The organism is Curtobacterium sp. 260 (assembly GCF_030803485.1).
In the GTDB taxonomy this organism is placed as follows: domain Bacteria; phylum Actinomycetota; class Actinomycetes; order Actinomycetales; family Microbacteriaceae; genus Curtobacterium.
This window is the reverse complement of record NZ_JAURUY010000006.1, coordinates 67,130-93,370: the sequence shown is the minus strand read 5'-3', so window position 1 is coordinate 93,370 and position 26,241 is coordinate 67,130. Positions and strand designations below refer to the sequence as shown.

General features: G+C 73.2%; 23 protein-coding genes. 14 read left to right on the top strand and 9 right to left on the bottom strand.

From position 1 onward, the window contains the following. Positions 1 to 44 precede the first annotated feature (44 nt). Positions 45 to 3,467 carry an efflux RND transporter permease subunit gene (locus J2X59_RS09385; RefSeq protein ID WP_326496491.1) on the top strand — a complete coding sequence of 1,141 codons (3,423 nt, stop codon included), beginning with the start codon at positions 45 to 47 and terminating at the stop codon, positions 3,465 to 3,467. Between the two features lie 113 nt (positions 3,468 to 3,580). On the opposite strand, the gene J2X59_RS09380 is transcribed toward J2X59_RS09385, so the two are convergent. Further along, complete coding sequence (locus tag J2X59_RS09380) at positions 3,581 to 3,835, bottom strand: hypothetical protein (RefSeq protein WP_066652192.1); 255 nt, start codon at positions 3,833 to 3,835, stop codon at positions 3,581 to 3,583. An 84-nt stretch (positions 3,836 to 3,919) separates the two neighbouring features. Beyond that, positions 3,920 to 4,951, bottom strand: coding sequence for an alpha/beta hydrolase (locus J2X59_RS09375; protein ID WP_066652193.1), 1,032 nt, complete (start codon positions 4,949 to 4,951; stop codon positions 3,920 to 3,922). 171 nt (positions 4,952 to 5,122) lie between these two features. Between J2X59_RS09375 and J2X59_RS09370 the strand changes: the two genes are divergently transcribed. Then, positions 5,123 to 6,004 carry a PPK2 family polyphosphate kinase gene (locus J2X59_RS09370; RefSeq protein WP_442781425.1) on the top strand — a complete coding sequence of 294 codons (882 nt, stop codon included), beginning with the start codon at positions 5,123 to 5,125 and terminating at the stop codon, positions 6,002 to 6,004. A 287-nt stretch (positions 6,005 to 6,291) separates the two neighbouring features. Continuing rightward, a complete protein-coding gene (locus tag J2X59_RS09365) occupies positions 6,292 to 8,460 on the top strand; it encodes a DEAD/DEAH box helicase (RefSeq protein ID WP_326496489.1) in 2,169 nt (722 codons plus the stop codon). 145 nt (positions 8,461 to 8,605) lie between these two features. Here the strand turns inward: J2X59_RS09365 and J2X59_RS09360 are convergent, their stop codons facing one another. After that, a complete protein-coding gene (locus tag J2X59_RS09360; RefSeq protein ID WP_326496488.1) occupies positions 8,606 to 9,115 on the bottom strand; it encodes a mycothiol transferase in 510 nt (169 codons plus the stop codon). A gap of 54 nt (positions 9,116 to 9,169) precedes the next feature. Further along, complete coding sequence (locus tag J2X59_RS09355) at positions 9,170 to 9,763, bottom strand: MarR family transcriptional regulator (protein WP_326496487.1); 594 nt, start codon at positions 9,761 to 9,763, stop codon at positions 9,170 to 9,172. Positions 9,764 to 10,010: 247 nt separating this feature from the next. Between J2X59_RS09355 and J2X59_RS09350 the strand changes: the two genes are divergently transcribed. The 4 genes from J2X59_RS09350 to J2X59_RS09335 all read left to right on the top strand — a co-directional run bounded on the left by J2X59_RS09350 (position 10,011) and on the right by J2X59_RS09335 (position 16,100). Then, on the top strand, positions 10,011 to 10,610 hold the full coding sequence (locus J2X59_RS09350; protein ID WP_326496486.1) for a hypothetical protein: 600 nt from the start codon (positions 10,011 to 10,013) through the stop codon (positions 10,608 to 10,610). A gap of 43 nt (positions 10,611 to 10,653) precedes the next feature. Continuing rightward, positions 10,654 to 11,799 (top strand): S24/S26 family peptidase, encoded by a 1,146-nt coding sequence (locus J2X59_RS09345; protein WP_326496485.1) that lies wholly within the window; start codon positions 10,654 to 10,656, stop codon positions 11,797 to 11,799. A 96-nt stretch (positions 11,800 to 11,895) separates the two neighbouring features. Continuing rightward, the gene (locus J2X59_RS09340; protein WP_326496484.1) at positions 11,896 to 13,059 is read left to right on the top strand and encodes a metallophosphoesterase family protein; all 1,164 of its coding nucleotides are present in this window, start codon (positions 11,896 to 11,898) and stop codon (positions 13,057 to 13,059) included. Beyond that, entirely contained in the window at positions 13,059 to 16,100 is a 3,042-nt protein-coding gene (locus tag J2X59_RS09335; RefSeq protein WP_326496483.1) for an SMC family ATPase, read from the top strand. Before J2X59_RS09340 ends, J2X59_RS09335 begins: the two co-directional genes overlap by 1 nt. Before the next feature lie 83 nt (positions 16,101 to 16,183). Here J2X59_RS09335 and J2X59_RS09330 read toward each other — a convergent pair whose 3' ends face one another. Together J2X59_RS09330 and J2X59_RS09325 are read right to left on the bottom strand one after the other, a co-directional pair. After that, positions 16,184 to 16,360 carry a hypothetical protein gene (locus J2X59_RS09330; RefSeq protein WP_158407726.1) on the bottom strand — a complete coding sequence of 59 codons (177 nt, stop codon included), beginning with the start codon at positions 16,358 to 16,360 and terminating at the stop codon, positions 16,184 to 16,186. Further along, positions 16,357 to 17,163 (bottom strand): class E sortase, encoded by an 807-nt coding sequence (locus tag J2X59_RS09325; protein ID WP_235426468.1) that lies wholly within the window; start codon positions 17,161 to 17,163, stop codon positions 16,357 to 16,359. Before J2X59_RS09325 ends, J2X59_RS09330 begins: the two co-directional genes overlap by 4 nt. 111 nt (positions 17,164 to 17,274) lie before the next feature. Here J2X59_RS09325 and J2X59_RS09320 point away from each other — a divergent pair, with 111 nt between their 5' ends. Continuing rightward, a complete protein-coding gene (locus J2X59_RS09320) occupies positions 17,275 to 17,733 on the top strand; it encodes a GNAT family acetyltransferase (RefSeq protein WP_326496482.1) in 459 nt (152 codons plus the stop codon). Between the two features lie 81 nt (positions 17,734 to 17,814). On the opposite strand, the gene J2X59_RS09315 is transcribed toward J2X59_RS09320, so the two are convergent. Further along, positions 17,815 to 18,699, bottom strand: coding sequence for an EamA family transporter (locus tag J2X59_RS09315; RefSeq protein ID WP_326496481.1), 885 nt, complete (start codon positions 18,697 to 18,699; stop codon positions 17,815 to 17,817). 35 nt (positions 18,700 to 18,734) lie between these two features. On the opposite strand from J2X59_RS09315, the gene J2X59_RS09310 reads away from it, so the two are divergent. The 6 genes from J2X59_RS09310 (at position 18,735) to J2X59_RS09285 (ending at position 25,328) form a co-directional block, all read left to right on the top strand. Beyond that, positions 18,735 to 19,865 carry a CPBP family intramembrane glutamic endopeptidase gene (locus J2X59_RS09310; RefSeq protein ID WP_326496480.1) on the top strand — a complete coding sequence of 377 codons (1,131 nt, stop codon included), beginning with the start codon at positions 18,735 to 18,737 and terminating at the stop codon, positions 19,863 to 19,865. A gap of 9 nt (positions 19,866 to 19,874) precedes the next feature. Then, positions 19,875 to 21,716, top strand: a complete 1,842-nt coding sequence (recQ, locus tag J2X59_RS09305) for a DNA helicase RecQ (protein ID WP_326496479.1) — start codon at positions 19,875 to 19,877, stop codon at positions 21,714 to 21,716. Between the two features lie 126 nt (positions 21,717 to 21,842). Beyond that, positions 21,843 to 22,556 carry a lysophospholipid acyltransferase family protein gene (locus J2X59_RS09300; RefSeq protein WP_081985203.1) on the top strand — a complete coding sequence of 238 codons (714 nt, stop codon included), beginning with the start codon at positions 21,843 to 21,845 and terminating at the stop codon, positions 22,554 to 22,556. Between the two features lie 121 nt (positions 22,557 to 22,677). Next, on the top strand, positions 22,678 to 23,112 hold the full coding sequence (locus J2X59_RS09295) for a hypothetical protein (protein ID WP_326496478.1): 435 nt from the start codon (positions 22,678 to 22,680) through the stop codon (positions 23,110 to 23,112). Between the two features lie 109 nt (positions 23,113 to 23,221). Continuing rightward, positions 23,222 to 24,328 (top strand): M23 family metallopeptidase, encoded by a 1,107-nt coding sequence (locus J2X59_RS09290; RefSeq protein ID WP_326496477.1) that lies wholly within the window; start codon positions 23,222 to 23,224, stop codon positions 24,326 to 24,328. Between the two features lie 133 nt (positions 24,329 to 24,461). Then, positions 24,462 to 25,328 carry an NAD(P)-dependent oxidoreductase gene (locus J2X59_RS09285; protein WP_326496476.1) on the top strand — a complete coding sequence of 289 codons (867 nt, stop codon included), beginning with the start codon at positions 24,462 to 24,464 and terminating at the stop codon, positions 25,326 to 25,328. 13 nt (positions 25,329 to 25,341) lie between these two features. Here J2X59_RS09285 and J2X59_RS09280 read toward each other — a convergent pair whose 3' ends face one another. Both J2X59_RS09280 and J2X59_RS09275 read right to left on the bottom strand, forming a co-directional pair. Then, complete coding sequence (locus J2X59_RS09280; protein WP_326496475.1) at positions 25,342 to 25,623, bottom strand: hypothetical protein; 282 nt, start codon at positions 25,621 to 25,623, stop codon at positions 25,342 to 25,344. Between the two features lie 9 nt (positions 25,624 to 25,632). After that, positions 25,633 to 26,154 carry a MarR family winged helix-turn-helix transcriptional regulator gene (locus tag J2X59_RS09275; protein WP_326496474.1) on the bottom strand — a complete coding sequence of 174 codons (522 nt, stop codon included), beginning with the start codon at positions 26,152 to 26,154 and terminating at the stop codon, positions 25,633 to 25,635. Between the last annotated feature and the right edge of the window lie 87 nt (positions 26,155 to 26,241).

Here is a 26,241-nt window from a genome sequence, read left to right as displayed (position 1 = left end):
CGCCGGGCGGTCTGGTTCGCAGGTGGAACTGCGAGGATCGGCACGTGCACCTCCTCTCGGTCTTCAGCCTCCGGAACCGCGCCCTCATCGCGCTCGTCACGATCGTCGTCGCGGTGTTCGGCGGCGTCGCGCTGACGAACCTCAAGCAGGAGCTCATCCCGAGCGTCCAGTTCCCCCAGGTGGCGATCGTCAGCGCCTACCCCGGTGCGACGCCGGAGGTCGTGTCGAACGACGTCTCGACGAAGATCGAGCAGGCCATCCAGGTCGTGCCGAACCTCGAGTCGACGAGTGCGACCTCCTCGACCGGGCAGAGCGTGGTGTCCGCCTCGTTCGACTACGGGTCGAACCTGGCCAGCGCCGAGGACAAGATCCAGACCGCGGTGAACGCCCTGTCGCTACCGGACACCGTGCAGACCCAGATCGTCACCGGGTCCTTCGACGACCTGCCCGTCCTGCAGCTCGCCGTCACGGCCTCGGGCAACCAGGAGCAACTCGTCGACCGGCTGAACGCCACGGCGGTGCCCGACCTCGAGAAGCTCGACGGCGTGCGGCAGGCCGACGTCTTCGGCAACCCCGGCCGCCGCATCGTGATCACCCCGGACGAGGACGAGCTCGCGGCACGGGGGCTCACGACGCAGTCGATCTCGGACGCCCTCGACGACAACGGCACGCTGATCCCCGGTGGCACGATCACGCAGGACGGCACGACCCTCTCGGTGCAGACCGGGCAGCGCATCGCGTCGCTCGACGACATCCGCGGGCTGCCCCTGACGGCCTCGAGCGGGTCCGGGTCGTCCGGCTCGTCGACCGGTGGATCGTCCACGGGCGGTGCTGCGACGGACTCCGGCAGTGCCGTGGGCGCTCCCGGCAGCACCGGCACGGCCACCGGCTCCGCGGGTTCTGGGGACGGCACCGCGGGCGGGACGGCCGCGGGCCAGGGCCAGACCGGTGCGACCGGCACCGGGACGACCGCGACCGGCGGTGCGGGCGGGAGCACCGCCTCCACGCCGACCTCGCTCGGTGACGTCGCGACGGTGCAGATCGAGGAATCGCCGCGCACCTCGATCAGCCGCGTCGACGGCAAGACCGCGCTGACCATCGCGATCACGAAGACGCAGGAGGCGAACACCGTCGACGTCTCCGAGACGGTGAAGGCCGCACTGCCCGGCATCGAGGCGAAGGTCACCGGCGACCCGCAGTTCACCGTGGTGTTCGATCAGGCGCCCTACATCCAGCAGTCCATCGACTCCCTGGCGGAGGAGGGCCTGCTCGGCCTCGGGTTCGCGGTCGTCGTCATCCTGGTGTTCCTGCTGTCGTGGCGGTCGACGCTGGTGACCGCGATCTCGATCCCGACCTCGGTGCTGCTCGCCGCGATCGGCATGCAGGCCGCCGGCTACACCCTCAACATCATCACGCTCGCCGCGCTCACCATCGCGATCGGCCGCGTGGTCGACGACTCGATCGTCGTCATCGAGAACATCAAGCGGCACCTGCAACCCGGCGTCGACCGCGGGCGGGCGGTGCTCGACGCCGTGCGCGAGGTCGCCGGGGCGGTCACCGCCTCGACGCTCACGACCGTCGCGGTCTTCCTGCCGGTCGCGTTCGTCGCCGAGCTCGTCGGCGAGCTGTTCCGGCCCTTCGCGCTCACGGTCACGATGGCGTTGCTCGCGTCGCTGTTCGTGTCGCTGACGATCGTGCCCGTGCTCGCGTACTGGTGGCTCCGGGCGCCGAAGACGCACCGGCACGCAGCGGTGCCGACCACCGGATCGACCGAGACCGGGTCGACCGAGACCGTGGCGACGGGCTCGTCGGCACCGGTGTCGGCTGCGTCCGGGGCGGCTGGACCGACGTCGACCGGGACGCTGACCTCGGCCGACGACCTGCACGATGCCGGGACGTCCGACCGGCTGCGTCGCGGGTACCTGCCCGTCCTCCGCTGGGCGGTCGGCCGCCCGGCGCTCGTCCTCGTGCTCGCCCTGGTCGTCCTCGGCGGCACCGCAGCGGCCGTGCCCTTCGTCAAGACGAACTACCTCGGCGACTCCGGGCAGAACACCTTCACCGTGACGCAGGACCTCGAGCCGGGCACCAGTCTCGACGAGCAGTCGGACGCCGCGCGCAAGGTCGAGCGGGTGCTGCAGGACGTCTCCGGCGTCGAGACCGTGCAGACCACGATCGGGTCGAGCGGCCAGTCCATCCAGGCCGCCTTCGGCGGCGGTGCATCTGCCTCCGTGCAGTACAACGTCACGACCGACGCCGGGGTGGACCAGACGACGATCCAGTCCGAGGCCCGCGACCGCATCGAGCGGATCGACGGCGTCGGCGAGGTCAGCCTGTCGAGCGCCGGTGGCGGCTTCGGCGGGTCGAGCGACATCGAGGTGGACGTCACCGCGCCGACCCAGGCCGAGCTGCAGACCGCGGCGGAGAAGGTCCTCACCGAGATGCGCGGCGTCGACGGCACCACCGCGGCGTCGAGCAACCTGTCCGCCGCCGAGCCGTACCTGGCCGTCCGGGTCGACCGGACGAAGGCCGCCGAGCGCGGGCTCACCGAGACCCAGGTCGGCGGGATCGTCGCCGCTGCGGTCTCGCCGCGGGACACCGGCAGCGTCGAGATCGACGACGCCACCCTCGACGTGTACATCGCCGACCCGGAGCCGCCGACCACCATCGACGCGCTGAAGTCGCTCTCGATCCCGACCGCGAGCGGCGAGGTCCCGCTGACCGACGTCGCGACGGTCGAGCAGTCCGACGGTCCGACCACCATCACCACGTCGAACGCCGTCCGCACGGCGACCATCACGGTCACACCGGACTCGACGAACCTCGGACAGGCGGTGCAGAACGTCACGACGGCCGTCGATGCCCTCGACCTGCCGAAGGGTGCGTCGGCGACGATCGGCGGTGTGGCGTCGAGCCAGTCGTCGGCGTTCAGCCAGCTGCTGCTCGCCGTGCTCGTCGCGATCCTGATCGTCTACGTGATCATGGTCGCGACCTTCCGGAGCCTGCTGCAGCCGATCCTCCTGCTGCTCTCGGTGCCGTTCGCCGCGACCGGTGCGCTGCTCCTGCAGATCGTCACGGGCATCCCGCTCGGGGTCGCGTCGCTCATCGGCCTGCTCATGCTCGTCGGCATCGTCGTCACGAACGCGATCGTGCTCATCGACCTCGTCAACCAGTACCGCCGCCGGGGGCTCCGCGTCCGCGAGGCACTGATCGAGGGAGCGACCCGCCGCCTCCGGCCGATCCTCATGACGGCGCTCGCGACGATCTTCGCGCTGCTGCCGATGGCGGTCGGGCTCACGGGGAAGTCGGGCTTCATCTCGCAGCCGCTCGCCCTGGTGGTGATCGGCGGTCTGGTGTCCTCGACGCTGTTGACCCTCGTCGTGCTGCCGGCGCTGTACTCGGTGGTGGAGGGCTTCCGGGAACGCCGGGCCGACCGGCGGGCGGACCGGGAGGCGGCAGCAGAGCACTGACACCGGGCGCCGGGCGCCGGGCGCGGGACCGCGGGTGCCGGACCGCGGGCGCCGGGCCCCGACGACGGACGCCGGGGACGGGACGCCCGAGGTCCGGGTGCTCGAGACCTGCGTCAGTCGCGGGTGCCGGACTCCTCGGCGTCGACCTGCCGGAACCACGACACGAGCACGCAGGTCAGGGTCACGAGGAACACGACGGCGGCACCCTGGGCGGCGATCGCCATGTGCCCGGTGGCCGCCGAGTATCCGCCGAAGGCCACGGCGGCGGCGAACGACAGCCCGAGCAGCAGCTCCGCGTACGTCCGGACGGAGGTCCGGGTGGGCCACTCGGTGACGGGGCGCGCGGGACGGCTCGTGGTGTCGGTCACCCCTCGAGTGTGCGCGGACGCCCCATCCCCCCGCACACCCGAGTCCGGGTGCCACCCGCACGGGGCACGGCCCGGCCGGACCCGTCAGCGGAGGCGGTCGCGGAGGAACGCCACCACCCGCTCGCTCATCGCCCGGTCGAGCTGGGCGATCGAGTGCGCCGTCCCCTCGACCGCGACGAACGTCACGGGGACGTCGTGCTCGCGCAGGGTGGCGACGAACTCCTGCGACTCCCACAGCGGGATGAACTCGTCGGTGGAGTGCCCCACGAAGAACGGAGCGGTCTCGTCGGTGACGTGGTACCCCGGCGAGGCCGCCCGTGCCGCCGGGCACGTCGTGTAGTCCCGGCAACCGAGGTAGAGCAGCTGCTTCCGCTGGAACGACGCCGACACCCCGTCCGGCTCGGTCGACCGCGTCGTGAGGTCGGTCGGACCGCTGAGGTCGACGACAGCGCGGATGCGGTCCCCGGCGGCCCACGCGGCCGACTCGTGGTCGGTCACCGCGAGCATCGCCACGAGGTTGCCTCCCGCGCTGCCGCCGAAGAGCCCGACGCGGTCCGGGTCGATGTCGTAGGTCCCCAGCGTCGCGGGTCGGAACACCCAGTCGAGCGCTCGGCGGACGTCGTCGAGCCCCGCCGGGAACGGGTCCGTCGGTGCGAGGCGGTAGTCCACGTTCACGGTGACGAAGCCCTCGGACGCCAGGTACTGGCACACCGCCCGGTAGGCGGCGGTCGCCTTGTCACCGTGCGACCAGCTGCCCCCGTGGACGAGCATCACGGCCGGTCGGCCGCCGGCAGCACGGGTGTCCCGTGCGTCCGCGCGCGCAGTGGCGTCACCGGCCGGCGTCGCTGGCGTCGACGTCGGGGCCGTCGGGGTCGCCGTGGTGTCCGGTGCGCTGTCGGGCGGCAGGCACACGTCGAGGCGCTGCAGCGGTTCCCGACCGTAGGGCACGTCGGCGACGACCTCGATCCCGGGGTAGCGCAGCGACAGCGGGTAGATCACGGGGTCGGCTGTGACGACGTCGTCCCGGTCGCCGGCCGGTGTGCCGCTGCACGACCCGAGCACGGCCGTCGCCACGAGCGCGGTGAGGAGCGCGAGCAGGGTGCGGCCGGTCTTCATCGACGTCCACGCTAATCCCGCCCGCTCGGCACTGCGTCCGCCGTCCGGACGAGCAGACTCCTCCCCGCGGCCGAGCCGGGCACACCTGGTCGGACCGGGCATACCTGGTCGGACAGATCGACCAGGTACGCCCGATCTCGCCAGGTACGCCGGGATCCGCCGGGTGCCAGGATGGGCACGAGACCCGCAGGAGGACCCGTGAGCCGTCGCAAGGCCTGGAACACCGACCCCGAACCGCTGCTCCGCGTCGAGGAGGGCTTCCGCCTCGACCGCGTCGACCCCGACGGCACACCGGGCTTCCCCGGCCGCAAGATCGACGGGCTCGAGGCCCTCGCCGCCGGTGCCGACCGCCTCGCCGCCCTGCAGGAACGCCTGCACGCCGCGAGCACCGCCGGCGACCAGCGTCGTGTGCTCCTCGTGCTGCAGGCGATGGACACCGCGGGCAAGGGCGGCATCGTCTCGCACGTCGTCGGCGCGGTCGATCCGAACGGCGTCCACTACGCGGGCTTCGGGGTGCCCACCGCCGAGGAGCGCGAACACGACTTCCTCTGGCGCATCGAACGGCAGCTCCCCGCGGCCGGGCAGCTCGGTGTGTTCGACCGATCCCACTACGAGGACGTCCTCGTCCAGAAGGTGCGCGCGTTCGCTCCGCCCGAGGAGATCGAGCGTCGGTACGGCGCGATCGTCGACTTCGAGGACCGTCTGGTCGAGCAGGGCACGACGATCGTCAAGGTCATGCTGCACATCTCGAAGGACGAGCAGCGCGAGCGCCTCGGCGACCGGCTGGACCGCCCCGACAAGCACTGGAAGTTCAACCCGGGCGACATCGACGAGCGTCTGCTGTGGGACGAGTACCAGCAGGCGTACCAGACGGTGTTCGAGCGCACCTCGACGGCCCGGGCGCCCTGGTACGTCGTCCCCGCGAACCGCAAGTGGTACGCCCGACTCGCCGTGCAGCAGCTCCTGCTCCGCGCGCTCGAGGACCTCCAGCTCACCTGGCCCGCCGCCGACTTCGACGTGGCCGAGCAGCGACGGCGGCTCGCGGAGTCCTGATCCCGCTCACGGTCTGGAGGCCCGGAACCCCTCCGCCCCGCGGCCGACGGCCCGCGCGCGGCCGGTAGCCGGTCGATCGGGGCTGGCCAGGCGGGCTCGTGTCACGTAGACTCGCTCGGTCGGCCTTCGGCACCGCGGCATGTGACCGCGGGTCTCGTTTGGGTGTGTGTGCGCTCGAGGGCTGGATTCACGTCGATCCGCGACGGGAAGAACCCCCTCCCCGCTGAAGAGCCCCCGCCGATGTCGCTGCCGGGCGCTGTGGGACGTCTGCACCCCGGAAAGTAGCAATGGCCCCGTACGACAAGGGCGCGCGTCAGCGTGCCGACGACCGAGTCCGCCACGCGAACGGCACGCCCGCCGCTCGCAGCAGCAAGCACCGCGGGTACCGCGCCGCCGACCCGGCCCAGCCGCGGCAGAAGCAGCGCTGGGACGCCGAGGAGCGTCGCGGCCGCGCATCGCAGGGCGAGCGCCCGGCTCGCCCGAACTGGGAGCCGCGCGACGGCGGCCAGCGCCGTGACGACCGCGGCGGACGCGGGTTCGACCGTGACCGTGGTGGTCGCGGTCACGATCGCGACGACCGTGCTCCGCGTCGGTTCGACCGTGACGACCGTGCCCCTCGTCGTGACGACGACCGTGGTGCTCGTCGGTTCGACCGCGACGACCGTGCTCCGCGCCGGTTCGACCGCGACGACCGCGCTCCCCGTCGTGATGACGACCGTGCCCCGCGTCGGTTCGACCGTGACGACCGTGCCCCGCGCCGGTTCGACCGCGACGACCGCGCTCCCCGTCGCGATGACGACCGTGGTGCTCGTCGGTTCGACCGTGACGACCGTGCCCCGCGTCGGTTCGATCGTGACGACCGTGCGCCCCGTCGTGATGACGACCGTGCCCCGCGTCGGTTCGATCGTGACGACCGTGCCCCCCGTCGCGATGACGACCGTGGTGCTCGTCGGTTCGACCGTGACGACCGTGCCCCGCGCCGGTTCGACCGCGACGACCGCGCTCCCCATCGTGACGACGACCGTGGTGCCCGACGCCCCGACCGCGACGACCGTCCGCAGCGCCGGTCGTTCGACCGTGCCCCGCGTCGCTTCGACCGTGACGACCGTGCCCCGCGTCGGTTCGACCGCGACGACCGCCCGCAGCGCCGCTCCTCCGACGACGACCGCGCGCCCCGCCGCGACCGCGACGACTCGCGCCCGGCCTACGTCCCCGCGGACGACGTCAAGCTCGAGAAGCTCCAGGCCGAGGCGACCGTCGCGGCCGACGTCGAGGGCGTGACCTTCGCCGACCTCGGCATCGGCGGCAACATCTCCCGCGCCCTGGCCGAGATGGGCGCCACGGCCCCGTTCCCGATCCAGGCGGCGACGATCCCCGACGTGCTGTCCGGCAAGGACGTCCTCGGCCGTGGCCGCACCGGTTCCGGCAAGACGATCGCGTTCGGTGCACCCCTGGTCGAGAAGCTCATGGAGCACGGCGGCGGGACGAAGCGCAAGATGGGCCGCGCCCCGCGTGCGCTCATCCTCGCCCCGACGCGCGAGCTCGCCCTGCAGATCGACCGCACGGTGCAGCCGATCGCCCGTTCGGTGGGCCTCTTCACGACGCAGATCTACGGCGGTGTGCCCTACGGCCGCCAGGAGGGTGCCCTCGAGCGCGGCGTCGACATCATCGTCGGCACGCCCGGCCGGGTGCAGGACCTCATGAACAAGGGGAAGCTCGACCTCAGCGAGGTCGTCGTCTCCGTGCTCGACGAGGCCGACCACATGTGCGACCTCGGGTTCCTCGAGCCGGTGCGCGAGATCCTCTCCGCGACCGCCGAGGTCACCCCGCAGGGCAACCGCGCCCAGAAGCTCCTGTTCAGCGCCACGCTCGACGCCCAGGTGGCGTCGCTCGTGTCCGAGTTCCTGCACGAGCCGAGCGTCCACGAGGTCGCCGGCGAGGACCAGGCGTCCTCGACCATCGACCACCGCGTGCTGGTCGTCGAGCAGCGCCAGAAGGACCAGGTGCTCGAGGAGCTCGTCGCCGGCGACGGCAAGACGATCGTCTTCGCCCGCACCCGGGCCTACGCCGAGCGCCTGGCCGACCAGTTCGAGGACGCCGGCATCCGGGCGACCTCGCTCCACGGTGACCTCAACCAGTCGCGCCGCACGCGCAACCTGCAGCTGCTCACGAGCGGCCGGGTGAACGTCCTCGTCGCGACGGACGTCGCGGCGCGCGGCATCCACGTCGACGACGTGTCGCTCGTCGTGCAGGCGGACGCCCCGGACGACTACAAGGCGTACATGCACCGCTCCGGCCGCACCGGCCGTGCCGGCAAGGAGGGCACCGTCGTCACGCTCGTCCCGCGTGGCCGCGTCCGGAAGATCGAGGGCATCCTCGAGAACGCCGAGATCGAGGCGGACCTCGTGCAGGCCGCCCCCGGCGACGGCATCGTCGCGGAGCTCGCGGCGCGCTAGACGCGACCACCTCCACGGACGGGAGGCACGGAGCCAGCTGGCACCGTGCCTCCCGTCCGTCCGTCCCGCAGGACGCAACGTCGGCGGTCCCGCGCAGCGCGACGACGCTGCGAGCGACCGCCGACGTTGCGTTCCGCGGAAGGGGTCAGCGGCTGAAGAAGAGCAGGCCGCGCACGTAGCCGGCCTGGCCGGCGTGCTGCGTGCAGTCGTCGAGGATGCTGACGAGCCGTGCGCCGCGGGTCACCGGCGGGTCCCAGGCGTCGTCGACGACGGCGTCGAGGTCCTCCGGCGCCAGCGTCGCGACGTACGCGACCGTCCGCTCGTGGACCGCGCGGAGGTAGCCGTTCAACAGGTCCGCCGAGGCGCGCACGCGACCGACGTCGTCGCGCGACATCCCGTACCCGAGCGCGTCGGCCGGGAACGGCAGGTCGAACCGCTCGACCCACCCGTCCGCGGTCCAGACCTGCTCGGAGCCGGCGAGGTCGGCGACCTGCGCGTCCTGCCCGCGAGCGATGTGCCAGGCGAGCCACGCGAGGGTGTTCGCGCCGGCGGCCGGGCGAGCGGCGAGCTGGTCCGCGGACAGACCGTCGAGCGCACGCTCGACCGTCTCGGGGACGCGGGAGAACGCTTCGGTGAGGAGTTCGGCAGGGGTCATGCGGCCGACGCTACGCGGGGGGTGCGGGCCCTGCTCCAGGGCTCCGGTCCGCGCTCAGCGGACGGTGGCCGCGCGGTGCCGCCGGTCGAGCGCTGCGCCGATGTCCTCGAGGGCAGCGGCGACGCCGTTCCGCTCGGTGGCGGGGACGGCCTCGCTGAAGGCCGAGGCGTACGCGGCGCTGACGGCCCGTGCGACGGCTGCGCCCGACGGCGTCAGGTGCACGAGGATGCTCCGCCGGTCGCCCGGGTTCGGGCGTCGTTCGAGGTGCCCGTGGCGCTCGAGCCGGTCGAGCAGTGAGGTCATCGCACCGGTGCTCAGCTCGAGGACGTCGCCGGCCTGCTTCGGTGTCGTCGCCTGCCCTTCCGACGCCGCGAGGTGCACCAGGAACCGCGTGTCGGTGATGCCGAGGCCCTGCGCGGCGCTCTCGTGCGCGAGGACCCGAGCGTGCCGGACCTGCAAGACCCGGAAGGCCGCGATCATCCGTGCGAGCCCGGCGTCGTCCGCGGCCGTGCCGACACGGTGTGCCGGTGCCGGGTCGCCGATCGCGAGGTCGCTCTCGAGGTCGATCTCGACGTCGGGGGAGACCGGGGCCGGGGGGAGGCCGGTCGTGACGGTCAGGGGAGGCAGGGCGGGGGAGGTGTCCGTCACGGGGTGGCTCTTCTCGGGTGGTGATCGCGGCGGCGATCGACGGGACGCGGGCGGACCCGGGTCAGAGGTCCATGCAACAAGTATCTCAACGATTGAGGCACCCCCCAACAATGGGGTCATTGCTTCTCTTGTCATCAACACGTTCGACAAGTAGCTTGATCGTCGTAGTACACAGGCACCGTAGCGCGACCAACCACCGCGGGTCCGGAGCCACCACCGATCAGAATCTCTCCTCCGGAGGACAACCATGTCCCGTGTGTCCCCTCGCGCCGCCCGTCTCGCCGCCTGGATCGCCGTGCCCGCCGCCCTCGTCGCCTCGGGCGTCGTCGTGTCGACCGCCTCGTACTCGGCCTTCTCGGCCACCACCACGAACCCCACCAGCAACTGGACCGCCGGCACCGTCGCGCTGTCGGACGACGACGCGAACACCGCGCTCTTCACCGCTGCGAACCTCAAGCCCGGCTCGACCGACAGCAAGTGCATCACCGTGACCTCCACCGGGTCGCTGCCGTCGACCGTGAAGCTCTACGCGACCTCGCCGTCGACCTCGAGCGTGCTCGCGCAGAACACCACGATCAAGATCGAGCAGGGCACCGGCGGCGGCTTCTCGTCGTGCTCGGGCTTCACCCCCGCGGCGACCGGCGGGACCCTCTTCGAGAACACGCTCCCGACTCTCGGGACGCAGGCGACGAACTTCGCCTCGGGCCTCGGCGCGTGGACCACGACCGGTGCTGCCAGCGAGACCCGGGTCTACAGGGTCACGTACACCGTCTCCGCGAACACCCCGAACGCGGCGCAGGGCACCAACGCCCAGATCGGTCTCACCTGGGAGGCCCAGAACAACTAGCAGGGCACCTCGCCCGTCACCACGCCCCCGGTCGAAGGCAGTCATGGTCAGCATCGCAGTGCACGGTGGTCACACCCCGCACGACGTGCTCCACGACGTCGTCGACTGGGGGCGTGTCGTCGTCGCGACCGCGGCCCGGGCCGTCGTCGCGACGCTCCTCGGGCTCGCGCTGTGGTCGGCCGCCCCGGCGCTCCTCGGCTGGCACCCCACCACCGTGATGACCGGGTCGATGGCACCGCGCCTCGCGCCGGGCGACGTCGTGGTGTCGCGACCGGTCGCCCCGGCGGAGATCCGGCCCGGGCAGATCCTGCTCGCGGACGACCCCGACCAGCCGGGACACCTGCGGATGCACCGGTTCGTCGAACCCGGCCCGGACGGCACCGTCGTCACGAAGGGCGACGCGAACCCGCAGGCGGACTCGACGCCGATCGAGCGTTCCGCCGTGCACGGGGTCGGCTTCCTGCGGGTGCCGTCCGTCGCCACCCCGGTGCTCTGGGTCCGCGAGGGCCGCTGGGTCGAGGTCGGCACCGTCGCCCTCGCGCTCGTCGCGGTGCTCCTGCTCTGCACGGTCGACGCTCCGCTCCGTCGACGCGGTCCGCGGCACCGCGGCGACGGTGGGCACGCGGGTGACGGCGGGACCGCGGGCCACGGCCGGCAGGCACGGCTCGCCTCCGCCGGGCAGGTCCCCCGCGGTGCCCACGCACCGGCGCACCGGACCCGACGGACGAGCCGCAGCAGCGGGGTGGTGCGCCGCGGCGTCGTCGCTGGGCTCGCCGTCATCGTCACCGGTGCGGCTGCCGTGACAGCCGGGCCCGCGCAGGCCGCGCCCTTCGGCCGGACCACCGGCACCCTGGTCGGACTGACCGCCGGCGCCACCGCGAAGGCGACCGCCCTGACGTGCCGGAACGCCAACGGTTCGGTGGTGATCGGGTGGTCGTACAGCGGGGACGTGCCCCGGTCCTTCTCCGTCCTCGACACGACCGACGGCACGGTGCTCGCGACGACGACCAGCGGGACGGCCTCCGCCCAGACGGTGCAGCTCAGCGGACTGCTCGGACTCGGGGTGAACCACGTCGTGAAGGTGCAGACGAACGACCTGGGCTCGTGGACGGCGACCTCCACCGAATCGGTGCCGGTCAAGTTGGTGACGATCGCGGGCATCGGGACCGGGACGAGCTGCGGGCCCTGAGCCCGCGACTCCTGCACACCACCGCGCGGTGTTCCCCACGCCACAGCCGGAGCGCGGTGCCCCGGTGATGTCCCCGGCCGCCGCTACCGTGGCGGCATGCGGATCCTCCACACCGGCGACTGGCACCTCGGCCGCACGCTGCTCGGTGCGGACCTGCTCGGACACCAGTCGACGTTCGCGGACTTCCTCGTCGAGACCGTCCGCGACCGCGCGGTCGACCTGGTCGTCATCGCCGGCGACGTCTACGACCGTGCGATCCCACCGGTCGACGCCGTCCGGCTGCTCTCGCGGACGCTCGAACGTCTGGCCGAGACGGCGACGGTCGTGCTGACCCCGGGCAACCACGACTCCGCCGCTCGGCTCGGCTTCGGCGCGGGGGTCATGCACCACCGCGTGCGGATCCTGGCGGAGCCGACGGGCATCGGCACGCCGGTGCTGCTCGACGACGAGCACGGCCCGGTCGCCGTGTACGGGATCCCGTACCTGCACCCCGACCTGACGCGCTACGCCCTCGCGGGCGTGCCGGACGAGCCCCTCGCCCGGTCCCACCAGGCGGTCGTCGGCGCAGCCACCGCACGGATCCGAGCAGACCTCGCCGAGCGCCCGGGCACCCGCAGCGTCGTCGTCGCGCACGCCTTCGTCGGCGGGGCTGCTCCGAGCGACAGCGAGCAGGACATCCGGGTCGGCGGGGTCGACCAGGTCGCTGCCTCGGTGTTCGACGGCATCGACTACGTCGCGCTCGGACACCTGCACGGACCGCAGCGCGTGGGCGCGGAGGACCGCATCCGGTACGCCGGGTCGCCGCTCGCGTTCTCGTTCGGGGAACGGCAGCAGCGCAAGAGCGTCACCCTCGTCGAACTGGCGGCCGACGGTGGGGTCTCGGCGGAGCTGGTACCCGCTCCCGTGCCCCGGCGCCTGGTCGACGTCCGGACGAGCATGGAGGCGATCGAGTCCGGCGCGTACCGCGGGGACGCCGACGCCTGGGTCCGCGTGGCGGTCACCGACAGCGTCCACCCCGAGCGGCTGTACGCCCGGGTGAAGGATCACTTCCCGCACGCGCTGGCGATCACGCACGAGCCCGCCGACCGCCCCGACCGGCAGGCGGCGCGGGCGGTCACGGCGACCTCCGACCCGGTCGAGGTCGCGGCCGACTTCGTCGCGTTCGCCACCGGCGCGACGCCGGGCGACGACGACCGCGCGGTCCTGACCGAGGCGTACGAGGCAGCGGTCCTCGCGATGCACGACGACCGGGGGCGCTGATGTACCTGCACCGACTCGAACTCCGGGCGATCGGGCCCTACCCCGAACTCGTGTCCATCGACTTCGCGGCGCTCGCCGCCTCCGGGGTCTTCCTGCTCGAGGGCCCGACCGGCTCCGGCAAGTCGACCATCATCGACGCCGTGGTGTTCGCCCTGTACGGCGGGCTCGCGGGCGAGGGATCGACGCACGACCGCCTGCACAGCCAGCACGCCGACCCCGGGGTGGAACCCTTCGTGGAGCTCGTGTTCGAGACCGGTGCCGGCGTGTACCGGGTGCGGCGGACGCCGCAGTACGACCGGCCGAAGCAGCGCGGCGCAGGGACGGTGCGACAGCAGGCGTCGGCGCAGCTCTTCCGGCTCGCACACCCCGGTGACGTCGTCGGTGAGCCGATGTCCTCGCGGATCCCGGAGATCGGGCTCGAGGTCGCTCGGGTCGTCGGACTCGACCGTGCGCAGTTCCTGCAGACGGTCGTGCTCCCGCAGGGCGAGTTCGCTCGTTTCCTCCGGGCACCGGGCGAGGACCGCCGGAAGCTCCTGCAGTCGCTCTTCGGCACCCAGGTCTACGACCGCACGGCGGACGAGCTCGCCGCCCGCCGCCGCGAGGTCCAGGCCGAGGTGGAGTCCGCCGACGCCCGGGTGCGGGACGCGCTGAGCCGCTTCGCCCAGGCCGCCGGTGTCGTCGACGCCGACGAGGCATCGGTGCCCGGGACCCTCGACGCGCTGCGCACCGTGGCCGAGGCGACCGCAGCAGATCGCACCGAGGCGGTCGCGGCGGCGGAACGCGCCCGGGTGCACGAGCACGACGTGGCCGCGCGACTGCAGGCCAGGGCACGACGCGCCGCGCTCCTCGATCGTCGCCGCGCCCTCGACGCCGCCGCACCCCGGGTCGAGGCCGCCCGCGCCCGGCTCGCGCTCGCCGAACGAGCCGGCCGGGTCACGACGCCGGCACAGGGGCTCGACGCCGCCCGCTCCCGTGCTGACGAGCACCGTCGCCGAGCGCACGACCTCCGTGCACGCCTCGGTGTCCCGTCGGACGTCGACACCGCCGCACGCCGCACCGACCTGGCCACCTGCGTCGCGGCGGTCCGGCACCTCGTCGCGGTCGAGGCCACGCTCGACGACCGCCGACGAGCCCGCACGGACGCCGCCGAACGGGCCACACTGCTCGTCCGACGGGTGGCCGAGCTCGACCGTGCGCTCGAGGCGCGTCCCGCCGGTCGGGCCGCGCTCGTCGAGGAAGCCCGGACCGCGGCCGCCGCCGCGGGCGACGCCGAGGCCGCCCGAGCCGAGGTCGAGCGCCTCCGGCAGCTGCGCGCAGACCTCGACGCCCGTGACGCCGCAGCCGCCGCCGTGCACCGGGCGGAGCAGGTGGTGGCCGACCGTCGCGTCCGCGCCGAAGCGCTCCTGCGGACCGAGCAGGCCCTGCGTACCCGCCGCATCGCCGGACTGGCCGGCGAACTCGGCGCGGCACTCGTCCCGGGCGACCCCTGTCCCGTGTGCGGCGCGCTCGAGCACCCGGACGTCGCCCTCCCGCAGGACGACCACCCGGACGCAGCCGCCGTCGACGAAGCCGCCGACGCATCACGTGCCGCGGACGGCGCCCTCGCCGAGGCGGCGTCCGCGCTCGCCGTCGAGCGTGCCGCCCTCGAACGACTGCGCGTCGCCGTCGGGGAGACGGACGCCGACGCCCTGGCGACCCGAGCCGCGGTCGCCGAGGCCCGCGTGCAGGCAGCCCACGCGGCGGCGGTCCGCGTGGCCGAGGTCGAGGGGCAGCGGACGGCGTACGACGACGAGACCCGGGCCCTCGAGCGCGAGCACAACACCGTGCAGGCCGACCACGCCGTCCTGGTGGCGACGAGCGGGGCAGAGGGATCGCGGCTCGACCAGGACGCCGCTGCCGTGACGGACGCCCGACAGCGCGCAGCGACCCTCGCCGCGGGCTCCTGGGACGTGTCCACCGACACCGACGGCCGCATCGGTGCGACGTCGGACGACCGCTCCCTCGCGCAGCTGGTCCGGCAGCTCGACGACCTCGTCGCACGAGCCGACGAGGTCGCGGTCGCCGAGTCGCAGGCCACGACGGCGGCACAGGCCGTGCGCGAGCGGTCCGCCGAGGTCGACCTGGCGCTGACCGAGCAGGGCTTCGACACGCTCGACGCCGCCCGGGCGGCACTGCTCCAGCCGGATGCGTCGGCCGCACTGCACGCCGAGGTCGTCGCCGCCGAGCGGGAGCGTGCCGTCGTCGACGCCGGGCTCGTCGAACCGGCGGTGGTGGCGGCCGCCGACGACGAGGGCTCCGTCGACGCCGGGGCCACCGTCGCCCTCGACCTGGACGCCGCCCGCACCGCGACCGTCGCCGCTGCCGAGCGTGCCGACGAGGCCACCCGCACGGCGGTGTCGGCCTCCGACCGGTCGGAGGCCGCAGCCCGCTGTGCCGCCGAGGTCGCCCGTGCCGTCCGTGCTCGCGACGACATGTCAGCGCGCAGCCGCGCCGTGGTCCGCCTGGCCGACGTCGCGAACGGTGTCACCGCCGTGAACCCGAGCGGGATCACCCTCGGCACCTACGTGCTCATGCGGCGCTTCGAGGACGTCGTCGCCGCGGCCAACGACCGGCTGCGGGGCATGCTCGGAGGGCGGTTCACCCTCCAGACGTCCGACGAGCGCGAGGCCGGGTCACGAGCCCGCCGGACCGGCCTCGCGCTGGCCGTCCACGACCACACCACCGACACCCGGCGCGCTCCGGGGAGCCTGTCCGGCGGCGAGACCTTCACGGTGTCGCTCTGCCTGGCACTCGGGCTCGCGGACGTCGTGCAGGCCGAGGCCGGCGGGGTCTCGCTCGGCACCCTGTTCGTCGACGAGGGGTTCGGCACGCTGGACCCGGAGACGCTGGACGACGTCATCGGGCAGCTCGCACGCCTCACCGCCGGCGGACGGCAGGTCGGCATCGTGAGCCACGTCGAGGAGCTCAAGCAGCGCATCCCCGAGCGCATCGCCGTGCGGCGCACCGCCGAGGGCGGCTCGCGGGTCACGACCACGGTCTGACGATCCGCGCGGGCAGCGGACCACAGACGTCGGACCGCAGACCGCCGCTGCGGACCCCGCGGGCAGTCGACGACGGGCCGCGGTCAGGGCGACGGCGGCGCGTCCACCGTGCCGTCGGGCGGCGGCAGGATGTCGGCGGCGATCCACGGGAAGACCCACGTGAACAGCGCGTACACGATCACCGCGAGCAGCACGAGCAGCTCGAGGACCTTCAGGGCAGCAGGGCCGGGCAGGATCCGCCAGACGAACGGGAAGATCACTTCGGCGTCTCCGAGAGTTCCTTGGGGGTGCCCTCCGAGACGGGCATCCAGTAGTCGAGCTTGGCGTGGGTCACGTAGCGCTCCTTGGCGGACCACATGGGGTGGCACGCGGTCAGGGTGAGCCAGCGGTCCTCGGCCGAGGGCGTGACACCCGGCTGGTTCGGCACCGGCGCGATCGTCTCGATCTTGTCCGGCGTGACGATCTGCGAGTCGGTGACCTTGTAGACGTACCAGACGTCGAAGTCCTTCTCCTCGTCGGTCACCCGGACGACGATCGCGTCGTCGGTCTTGAGCTCCGCGATCTGGTTGAGCGGCTTGCCGTACGTCACGCGGTGCCCGGCGACGGCGAAGTTGCCCTCGGCGCCCGGCATCGCGGTGTCCTGGTAGTGCCCGAGCCCGATCGTGTTGAGCACGCGCTCGCGGTCGGTGCCCTCACCGATCGGACGGAGGTAGTCGGCGCCGAAGCGGGGGATCTGCATCGTGCCGAACACGCTCGTGACCTCCGGGGGTTCGGCGAGCACGGGCGCCTCGCCCCGGTGCTCCGAGCCCTCGACCTTCGGCGCCGCGCGCTGCCCGAGGTCGTCGACGAGCTTCGTCTGCTCGTTCACGGCGACGACGTCCGTCCACCACGCGGTCCACACCACGTAGAGGCCCGTGCCGGCACCGGCGATGATCAGGAGCTCGGCCAGCAGCGAGACGAGCGCCCCGCCGACGGTCTGACGGCGTCGAGGGCGTCGTGGCGGCCGCGTGGCCTCGTCCTCGCGCGCCGAGCGGCGCGTCGGGGCGGTGTCGTGTGCGGTCACGGTGCTCCTGATCCGGATGGGGTGGTCGGACAGGTCTATCAGACCACGCCGACGAACAGGTGACGAGTCCTCGCACCTGTGGATGCCCACGGGTCCCGCTAGCGTGGACGGATGACCCCGGTGTTCCGACCGTTCCGCCCCGACGACACCGAGACGGTCGTCGCCCTGTGGGAAGCCTGTGGGTTGCTGCGTCCGTGGAACGACCCGCGTCGTGACATCGCGCGGAAGGTCGCCGAGCAGCCCGAGCTCTTCCTGGTCGCCGAGCAGCCCGACCAGCCCGAGCAGCCCGAGCACGACGACGAGCGCACGGTCGTCGGCGTCGGCATGGCTGGGTACGACGGGCACCGCGGCTGGGTGAACTACCTGGCCGTCCGTCCCGACCTGCAGGGCTCCGGGCTCGGCCGCGCCTTCATGGCCGAGTTCGAACGGCTGCTCACCGAGCGCGGGTGCCCGAAGGTCAACGTGCAGGTGCGCGAGGGGAACGAGCAGGTCCTCGGGTTCTACGCCTCGCTCGGGTACGCCCCGGACCGCGCGGTCTCGCTCGGCAAGCGCCTCGTCGCCGACGACTGACTCCGACGCCCGACGCCCGACGCCCGACGCCCGACGCCCGACGCCCGACGCCCGACGCCCGACTCCGACGCCCGCCGCCCGCTAGGCCAGCGCCAGTCCGACCGCGGCCGCGAACGCGAGCACGATCCCGGTCCACTGCACCGCGGTCAGCCGTTCGCGCAGCACGACGCCCGCGAGCACCACCGTGCCGATCGGGTACAGCGCGTTGAGGACGCTCACCACCGGGAGCGTGGCGTCGCCCGAACCGACGTGCAGCGCCGCCTGGATGCAGGCGTTCGCGAGGGCGTCGAGCACCCCGCACGCCACCACGGCGACCACCGTCGGCCGTGACCAGCGCGGCCAGCGGAACGGAGACCGCCACCGCACCGGCCCCGACCGCGCCGCCACCACGACCGCCACGGCGCCGAGCAGCACCGCCTGCACCACCCGCCCGACCAGGAGCGTCGCGACCCCGGCGTCCCCGGGTGCCGCGTCGTACGCGAGCACGATCCCGCCGAACCCGCACCCCGCCACCGCAGCCGTGGCCACTCCGACCGCGGTCACCCGCGCACCCGAGGAGTCCCGCACCGCCGCGACCAGCACGACCGCGAGCACCGCGACCACGAGCGCGACCGACGCCGCGAACGACAGCACCGTCCCGCCCAGCAGCGCGACGACGACCGGGGTGAGCGCGGCGAACACCGCCGTCAGGGGCGACAGCACGCTCATCGGGCCGACGGCCAGCGCCCGGTACAGCAGCAGCACCGCCACGGACCCGGAGACCCCCGCGGCCGTCCCCGCGACGACCGCGCCGGTCGAGAACGTCGCGCCCACGAGCGGCACCCCGGCACCGAGCGGGACCAGCCCGACCGCCGCCGCGGCGGCCGCGACGACCACGGCCCGGACCCGGCGTGCGGCGAGGCCGCCGAGGAAGTCGGCCGCCCCGTAGACGACCGCACCGGTCAGGCCGAGCAGGACGGAGAGCACGGCTCCCATCCTGCCCGTGCCGGTAGCCTGCGCGGGTGAGCGTTCCCTACCACCGCCTGCCCCGTGTCGATGCCCGTTGGCGCTGGTGGCGTCCGCTGGTCGCGCTCGCGTTCCTCGTCGGGTACTACGTCGTGACGCAGATCGTCCTCGCGGTGGCGTACTTCGTGCCGATCGGTGCGACGCAGGGCGCCGAGGGGCTGATCGGGTTCCAGGACGACCTGACGAGCGGCGCCCTCGACCCCACGGACCCGCTCATCCTGTCGCTGACCCTGCTGTCGCTCGTGGTGCTGCTGCCCGGCATCCTGCTCGCGGTGAAGATCGCCCGGATCGGCCCGGCGGGCATCCTGTCGTCGACGCGCTTCCGGGTGCGCTGGCGGTGGACGCTGTGGTGCCTGCTCCCCACGCTCGTCATCGCGATCCCGATGTTCCTGCTGCAGACGTGGGGGATGTTCTCGTTCGACGGCGGCTTCGGCTGGGACCACGACGCCATCGGGCAGTCGACGGTCTCGCCCGCCACCCTGACCTTCACGATCGTGATGGTCCTGGTGCTCGTGCCCTTCCAGGGTGCAGCGGAGGAGTACGTCTTCCGCGGCTTCCTGATCCAGACCATCGCATCGTGGATCCCGGTCCGGATCGTCGGCGTCGTCGTCGCCGTCGCGGTGTCGACGGTCGTGTTCGCCGCGGGGCACATCCCGAACGGCTACAACGTGTGGGGCATCCTCGACGTCGGCTCGTTCGGGCTGATCGCCGCGATCATCGTGCTGCGGACCGGCGGCATGGAGGCCACCGTCCTGCAGCACGCCTTCAACAACATCATGATCTTCGTGCTGCAGGCCCCCGGCTGGTCGAAGGTCGACCTCGACGCCTCGGACGGCACCGCGGGTGGCTTCCTGGTCACGCTCGCGACCTCGCTCGCCTTCTGGGGCATGATCGAGCTCCTCGCGTGGTGGCGGGGGCTCGACCGTCGCTTCCCGGGACACGAGGCGCCCCGCTTCCGCGGTCCGGCTCCGGTCTGGGCGGCCGGTCGGCAGTGGACCCTGCCGGGAGGCACGGGCTGGGCAGCCGCACCGGCCCGCGGTCCCGAGACGGACCGGGACACGTCGGCGGCCGGCCCGGACGACGCGGTGCCTGTGGACGAGACGGTGGGTGTCGCCCCGCGCTCGTAGGCTGGGTGCATGAGCACGACGACCACGACCTCGCCGTCGCGGGCTGCCGCGCTCGACGTCCTGCACCGCGTGTGGGGGTACGACGCCTTCCGCGGCGAGCAGGCCGCGATCATCGACCAGGTCGTCTCCGGCGGCGACGCGCTCGTGCTCATGCCGACCGGTGGCGGCAAGTCGCTCTGCTACCAGGTGCCCGCGCTCGTCCGTGACGGCGTCGGCGTGGTCGTCTCGCCGCTCATCGCCCTCATGCAGGACCAGGTCGACGCCCTCGCCGCCAACGGTGTCCGCGCCGCGTTCCTCAACTCCACCCAGGGCCCCGACGAGCGCGCCCGGGTCGAACGGGCGGTCGTCTCCGGCGAGGTCGACATGCTCTACCTCGCGCCCGAGCGCCTGCGACTCGAGTCGACCCGATCCCTGCTCGACCGCGCACGCATCGCCCTGTTCGCCATCGACGAGGCACACTGCGTGGCCCAGTGGGGCCACGACTTCCGCCCCGACTACCTCGAGCTCAGCGTGCTGCACGAACGCTGGCCGACGGTGCCGCGCGTCGCCCTCACCGCGACCGCGACGCCGCAGACCCACCGCGAGATCTCCGGCCGCCTCGGGCTCGACGACGCCGCGCACTTCGTGGCCGACTTCGACCGGCCGAACATCCAGTACCGCATCGAGCCGAAGACCGGTGCGCTGCAGCAGCTGCTGACGTTCATCCGCACCGAGCACAGCGGTGACGCCGGGATCGTCTACTGCCTGTCCCGCAACTCGGTCGAGCGCACCGCGGCCGCCCTCGCCGACCAGGGGATCCCGGCGCTGCCGTACCACGCCGGCCTCGACGCGAAGGTCCGTGAGCGCAACCAGTCGACGTTCCTCCGCGAGGACGGCATCGTCATGGTCGCGACGATCGCCTTCGGCATGGGCATCGACAAGCCCGACGTGCGGTTCGTGGCGCACCTCGACCTGCCGAAGTCGGTCGAGGGGTACTACCAGGAGACCGGACGTGCGGGTCGTGACGGGCTGCCCTCGACGGCGTGGCTCGCCTACGGGTTGAACGACGTCGTGCAGCAGCGCCGGATGATCGACCAGTCCGAGGGCGACGCGGCGCACCGGCGGCAGCTCAGCGCCCACCTCGACGCCATGCTCGCGCTGTGCGAGACGATCGAGTGCCGCCGGGTGCGGTTGCTGGCGTACTTCGGGCAGGAGTCCACGGCCTGCGGGAACTGCGACACCTGCATCGCACCGCCCGAGCCGTGGGACGGCACCGTGCCCGCGCAGAAGTTCCTGTCGACCGTGGTCCGGCTGGAGCGTGAGCGCGGCCAGCGGTACGGCGTCGCGCACCTCGTGGACATCCTGGTCGGCAAGCAGTCGCCCCGCGTGCAGGAGCTGCGGCACGACTCCCTCGCGACCTTCGGCATCGGCAACGACCTGGGCGAGGGGGAGTGGCGTGCGGTCGCCCGGCAGCTCCTGGCGCAGGGCTACGCGGCGGTGTCGGGCGACGGCTTCGGCACGGTCGTCCTCAGCCCCGCGAGCGCCGAGGTCCTGAGCGGTCGCACGCGCGTGCTGATGCGTCGCGACCCGGTGAAGGCTCCGCGGGGTCAACGGGTGCGACGTCAGGCGGTCACCGACGTGCCGCAGGAGGCCCTCGGCCTGTTCGAGGCGCTGCGTGCCTGGCGTGCGGCGCAGGCCCGGGAGCAGGGGGTCCCCGCCTACGTGGTGTTCAACGACGCGACACTGCGGGGGATCGCTGCGGTGAAGCCGGCGGACGAGGACGCCCTCAGCGAGATCTCCGGCATCGGCGGCGCGAAGCTCGAGCGGTACGGGCGCGCGGTCCTCGACGTGGTCGCAGCGCACGCGGACTGAGCCGCCGGCGGTTGCCGCGCAGACGCATTCCGCAGACGGAATGTGGCCCGCGCGACGCTCACTACACTCGGAACCTCCCACGACGAGGAGGCCCGGTTGCCCGGTACGACGAAGTTCGCCACCACGATGAGCCGTGCGGTGGTGACCCCGCTCGCGCGCCTGGTCTGGCGACCGCGCATCGTTGGACGGAAGAACGTACCGAAGCACGGGCCGGTCATCCTGGCGAGCAACCACCGGTCCTTCATCGACTCCCCGGCGATCACCCTCATGGCGCCGCGCAAGGTGTCGTTCCTGGCCAAGCAGGAGTACTTCACCGGGACCGGTCTGCGCGGTGCGGTCTCGCGCGCGTTCTTCGGCGGGATCGGTGCCATCGGGGTCGAACGCGGAGCGGGAGCCGCGGCGCAGCACGCCCTCGACCTCGGGCTCGAGCGGCTCGAGGCCGGCGAGGCCTTCGCCATCTACCCCGAGGGCACCCGGTCCCTCGACGGTCGGCTCTACAAGGGTCGGACCGGCGTGGCCTGGCTGGCGCTGACGAGCGGGGCGCCGGTGGTGCCGGTCGCGCTCACCGGCACCGAGGACGTGCAGCCCGTCGGCTCCCGGCTGCCGCGGCTCGCCCGCGTCACCATCGAGTTCGGTGCACCGATGGACCTGTCCCACTTCGGCGAGGCGTCGTCCGGCCGTGCACGGCGCCACGCGACCGACGCCGTGATGGACGCGATCCAGGCGTTGAGCGGCCAGGAACCCGCGAACGCCTACAACAACCCGCCGTCGACGATCGTCGAGCGGGTCAAGCAGGTGCTGCGGCGCGACGACCCGACGCAGGCGGTCGAGCCGGACTGACCCGGAACGCGCTATTGCACATTCGGAATATCAGTGGTTGAATCGTCCTCGTGCTCGAGGCACGAGCGCAGTCGGACCGCCCAGGACGGCCCGATCCACCACTGACCGGAAGGCAAGCAGCATGTCCTCCACGCCCCTCTTCGACTCGATCTCGCGTCGGGCTTCCCGCGCCGCGACCACGGCGCCGGAGCAGGCCCAGCCCGCGGTGACCCTTCCGGTGGTACCGGCACCGGCACCGGCACCGGTCCCGACGGCGACGCCCGCTCCGGCAGCAGCGGTCTCCACCGCCGCACGCACCCGGGTCGTCCCCGCACCCACCTCGCCGCTGACGGCTCCCGTGTCCCCGATGCGGTCCGCCCTGGTGCCGGCTGCCCTCGTCGCCGCGATCGACGAGATCCCGCAGCGGGTCGGGACCGCGCTCCCGAGCGAGGTCGCCGTCACGCCCGACCAGCTCGCCCTGGTCGAAGCGGTGACCGATGCGATCACCCGCGCGGTCGTCGACGCCGTCGTCGGGGAGCTCGAGCGCATCACGCGCGACGGCGTCGTCCGCGGCTGAACCGACCGGCACCGCCACCGATGACGGACGACGTCCGAGCGTCCCGACACACCCGATCCCGACACACCCCATCCCGACCGACCCGATCCGATCTCCCGACACGATGACGATGACCACGACCGACAGCGCCCCCGGTTCGGCACCGACGGCCTCGATCCGCCCCCGCGGAGCGGCCCGCCGAGCGGCGAACGACGCCGCTGCCCGGTCCGTCCGTGTCGGCCACCAGACCACCGAGGCGGCGGTCCCCCCTGCCGCCGCCTCGGTGTCCACCACCACCACCACCATCGACGGCGCTCGGTCCGGAGCAGCCCAGCCGAGTCGTCGTGACCTCCGCACCCCTCGCCGGTCCGCCGATCGTCCCGGCAGGCTCGGCAAGCTCGGCAAGTACAACAAACACGGCCTGCGCGTACCCGACCTGCGCGTGCCCGACCTGCGCATGTCCGGGCGACCCGGGCGTGACCTGCACGTCCCCGAGCTCCGCAGGGGTGTCGCTGTCGGTCGGCCTCAGCGTCCCGCGGCGCTGCCACCGGCCCGGTCGGGGTCGTCCTCGCGACTCCTCCCGGTGACGGCGTCCGCCCTCGCCGCCTGCCTGGTCGTCTCCGTGGCGACCCCGGCCGCCGCACTCGACGACCCCGTCGGGTTCGGTCTCGGCGCCGCACCCGCGCCTGCGCACCAGGTCGCCCCGGCGCCGGAGCAGCACTACCGCGTCGCGTCCGGCGTCACCGTCACCGTCGTCCGCGACGGCTTCGACGTGCAGGCGACCCGGGCGGGTCGCGATCGACACGGCCGCGTCCGGATCACGACGGGCTCGGACGTGGTCCGTCCCGTCGCGGGGACGATCCCGACCGCCGGAGGCTTCGGTGGTCGGCAGGTCGCCGGGTGCGGTGCGTGCTCGACGGACCACCACGGGCTCGACTTCGCCGCGGCATCCGGAACGCCCGTCGTCGCCTCGATGCCCGGACGGGTCGTGTCCGCCGGGCCGCTCGGCGGGTACGGCAACCAGGTGCTCCTCGCACATCCGGACGGCACGCAGACGCGGTACGGGCACCTGTCCCGCATCGACGTCCTGCCCGGGCAGACGCTGTCGGCCGGCGAACAGCTCGGCGCCGTGGGCAGCACCGGGGTCTCCACCGGCCCGCACCTGCACTTCGAGGTCGTCGTCGGCGGGACGCCGATCGATCCGGCTCCGTGGCTCGCCGCTCGCGGCCTGCTCTGAACGGGTCGCACACGCGACGGGTGTCGGCATCCGCACGCCGACCGGGTCAGGCTGGTCGGGCCAGGCTGGTCGGGCCGCGCAGGCGTAGCGTTGAGAGCGACGTCGGCAGGGTGCCGGACGCAGGACGGAGACAGTGGTGCGCGTGACGGTGCTGGGTACGGGGACGATGGGTGCAGGGGTCGCGGGATCGCTGCTACGCGAGGGCCACCGGGTGACCGTGTGGAACCGCAGCGCCGACAAGGCGCGCCCGCTCGGCGACGCCGGCGCCACCGTGGCGACGGACGCTGCCGCGGCGGTCAACGACGCCGAGGTCGTCCTGCTGACGCTCTTCGACACCGATGCGGTCGTCGACGTCCTCGAGACCGCTGCCGGGGACGCTCCCGCGGATGCCCTGTGGGTGCAGGCCTCGACCATCGGCGTCGTGGGGACCGAGACCGTGGTGCAGTTGGCCGAGAAGTACGGCATCACCCTCGTCGAGGCGATGATGCTCGGCACGAAGGCCCCTGCGGAGCAGGGCAAGCTCACCATGCTCGCCGCCGGCCCGTCGGACGTGCTCGACCGTGTGGATCCGGTGCTCGACGCCATCGGGGCGAAGACCGTCCGCTCGGGGGAGCGGGTCGGCGACGGCACGGCCCTGAAGCTCGCGGCCAACGCCTGGGTCGCGTCGATCACCGCCGCGACCGGCCAGTCGCTCGCGATCGCCCGTGCGCTCGGACTCGACCCGCAGCTGTTCCTCGACGCGATCGACGGCACCGCGAGCGACTCGCCCTACGCGCACACGAAGGGTGCAGCGATGATCGGCGGTGACCTCGCGCCGCAGTTCGCCCTCGACGGCCTGCGGAAGGACATCGGGCTGATCGGCGACGCGGCACGGACCGCGGGGGTGTCGACGACCCTCCTCGACGCGCTCGACCGGGTCTACGCCGACGCCAGTGCAGCCGGGCACGGCGCCGACGACATCGCTGCGGTGGGCACCGCCTTCGCCGACGACCAGCGGTAGGCCGCCCGCCGGGTCAGTCTCGGCGCAACCAGCGCAGCCAGCGCAGCCAGCGCAGCACGGCACCGTGGAGTCGTCCGACGGCCTCGTCGTTCATCGTGTTCGCCAGGTCGAAGGCCTCCCGCGCGGGGTCGGCGCCGTTCCGGATGCGCCGGAGTGCGGCGTCGGCCCGGGCGCGCGCGTCGAGCTCGGCGAGCGGCATGTCGTCCTCGGGGTCGCGCGCGTGCTCGCGGCCCGGCTCCTGCGACCGCGGACCGAGCGGTGGGACCCCGACGGGTTCGTCCGGTGCGCTGGGCATGGGACGAGGCTACGCGGAGCGCTCCGCGTCGGCCGCGTCCTCGTCGTGGTCGACGACCCGGGCCATCTCCTCGAGGAACGCGACGATGACCGACATGTCCGTCTGGGGCAGGTGCTCGGCGACCTCGATCGCGCGGGTGTCGAGCTGGTCGATCACCCGCAGCACCTGCCGCATCGACCCGCCGGACGCGGTGAGGATGACCCCACGGCGGTCGTGGGGGTCGGGGTGTCGTTCGACGTGACCGCTGCGGACGAGTCGGTCCACGAGTGCCGACGTCGACGCCGGCGTGATCTCGAGTCGGTCGGCGAGTTCCTTCGCGTTGACGGAGCGTCCTTCGGACTCGGCGTCCAGCAGGACCCGGAGCGCGAGCAGTGCGTTCTCGCCGATGCCGAGTGCCTCGCGCGCCCGGCGCTGGGCAGCGCTCTCGGCACTCCGGTACCTGCGGAGCGCGTTCAGTACGTCCACCGCGTCGACCCTGGATCCTGACCCGTACCAGAAGCCCGTGGTGGTGTTCGTCACCTCGGTCGTCATACGGACAATGCTAGACGCTCTAGTTAGGTTGTCTAGCGAGTGTCTCCTGGGAGCGCGTCTGCCGGATGGCTCGCAACACCCGTGACG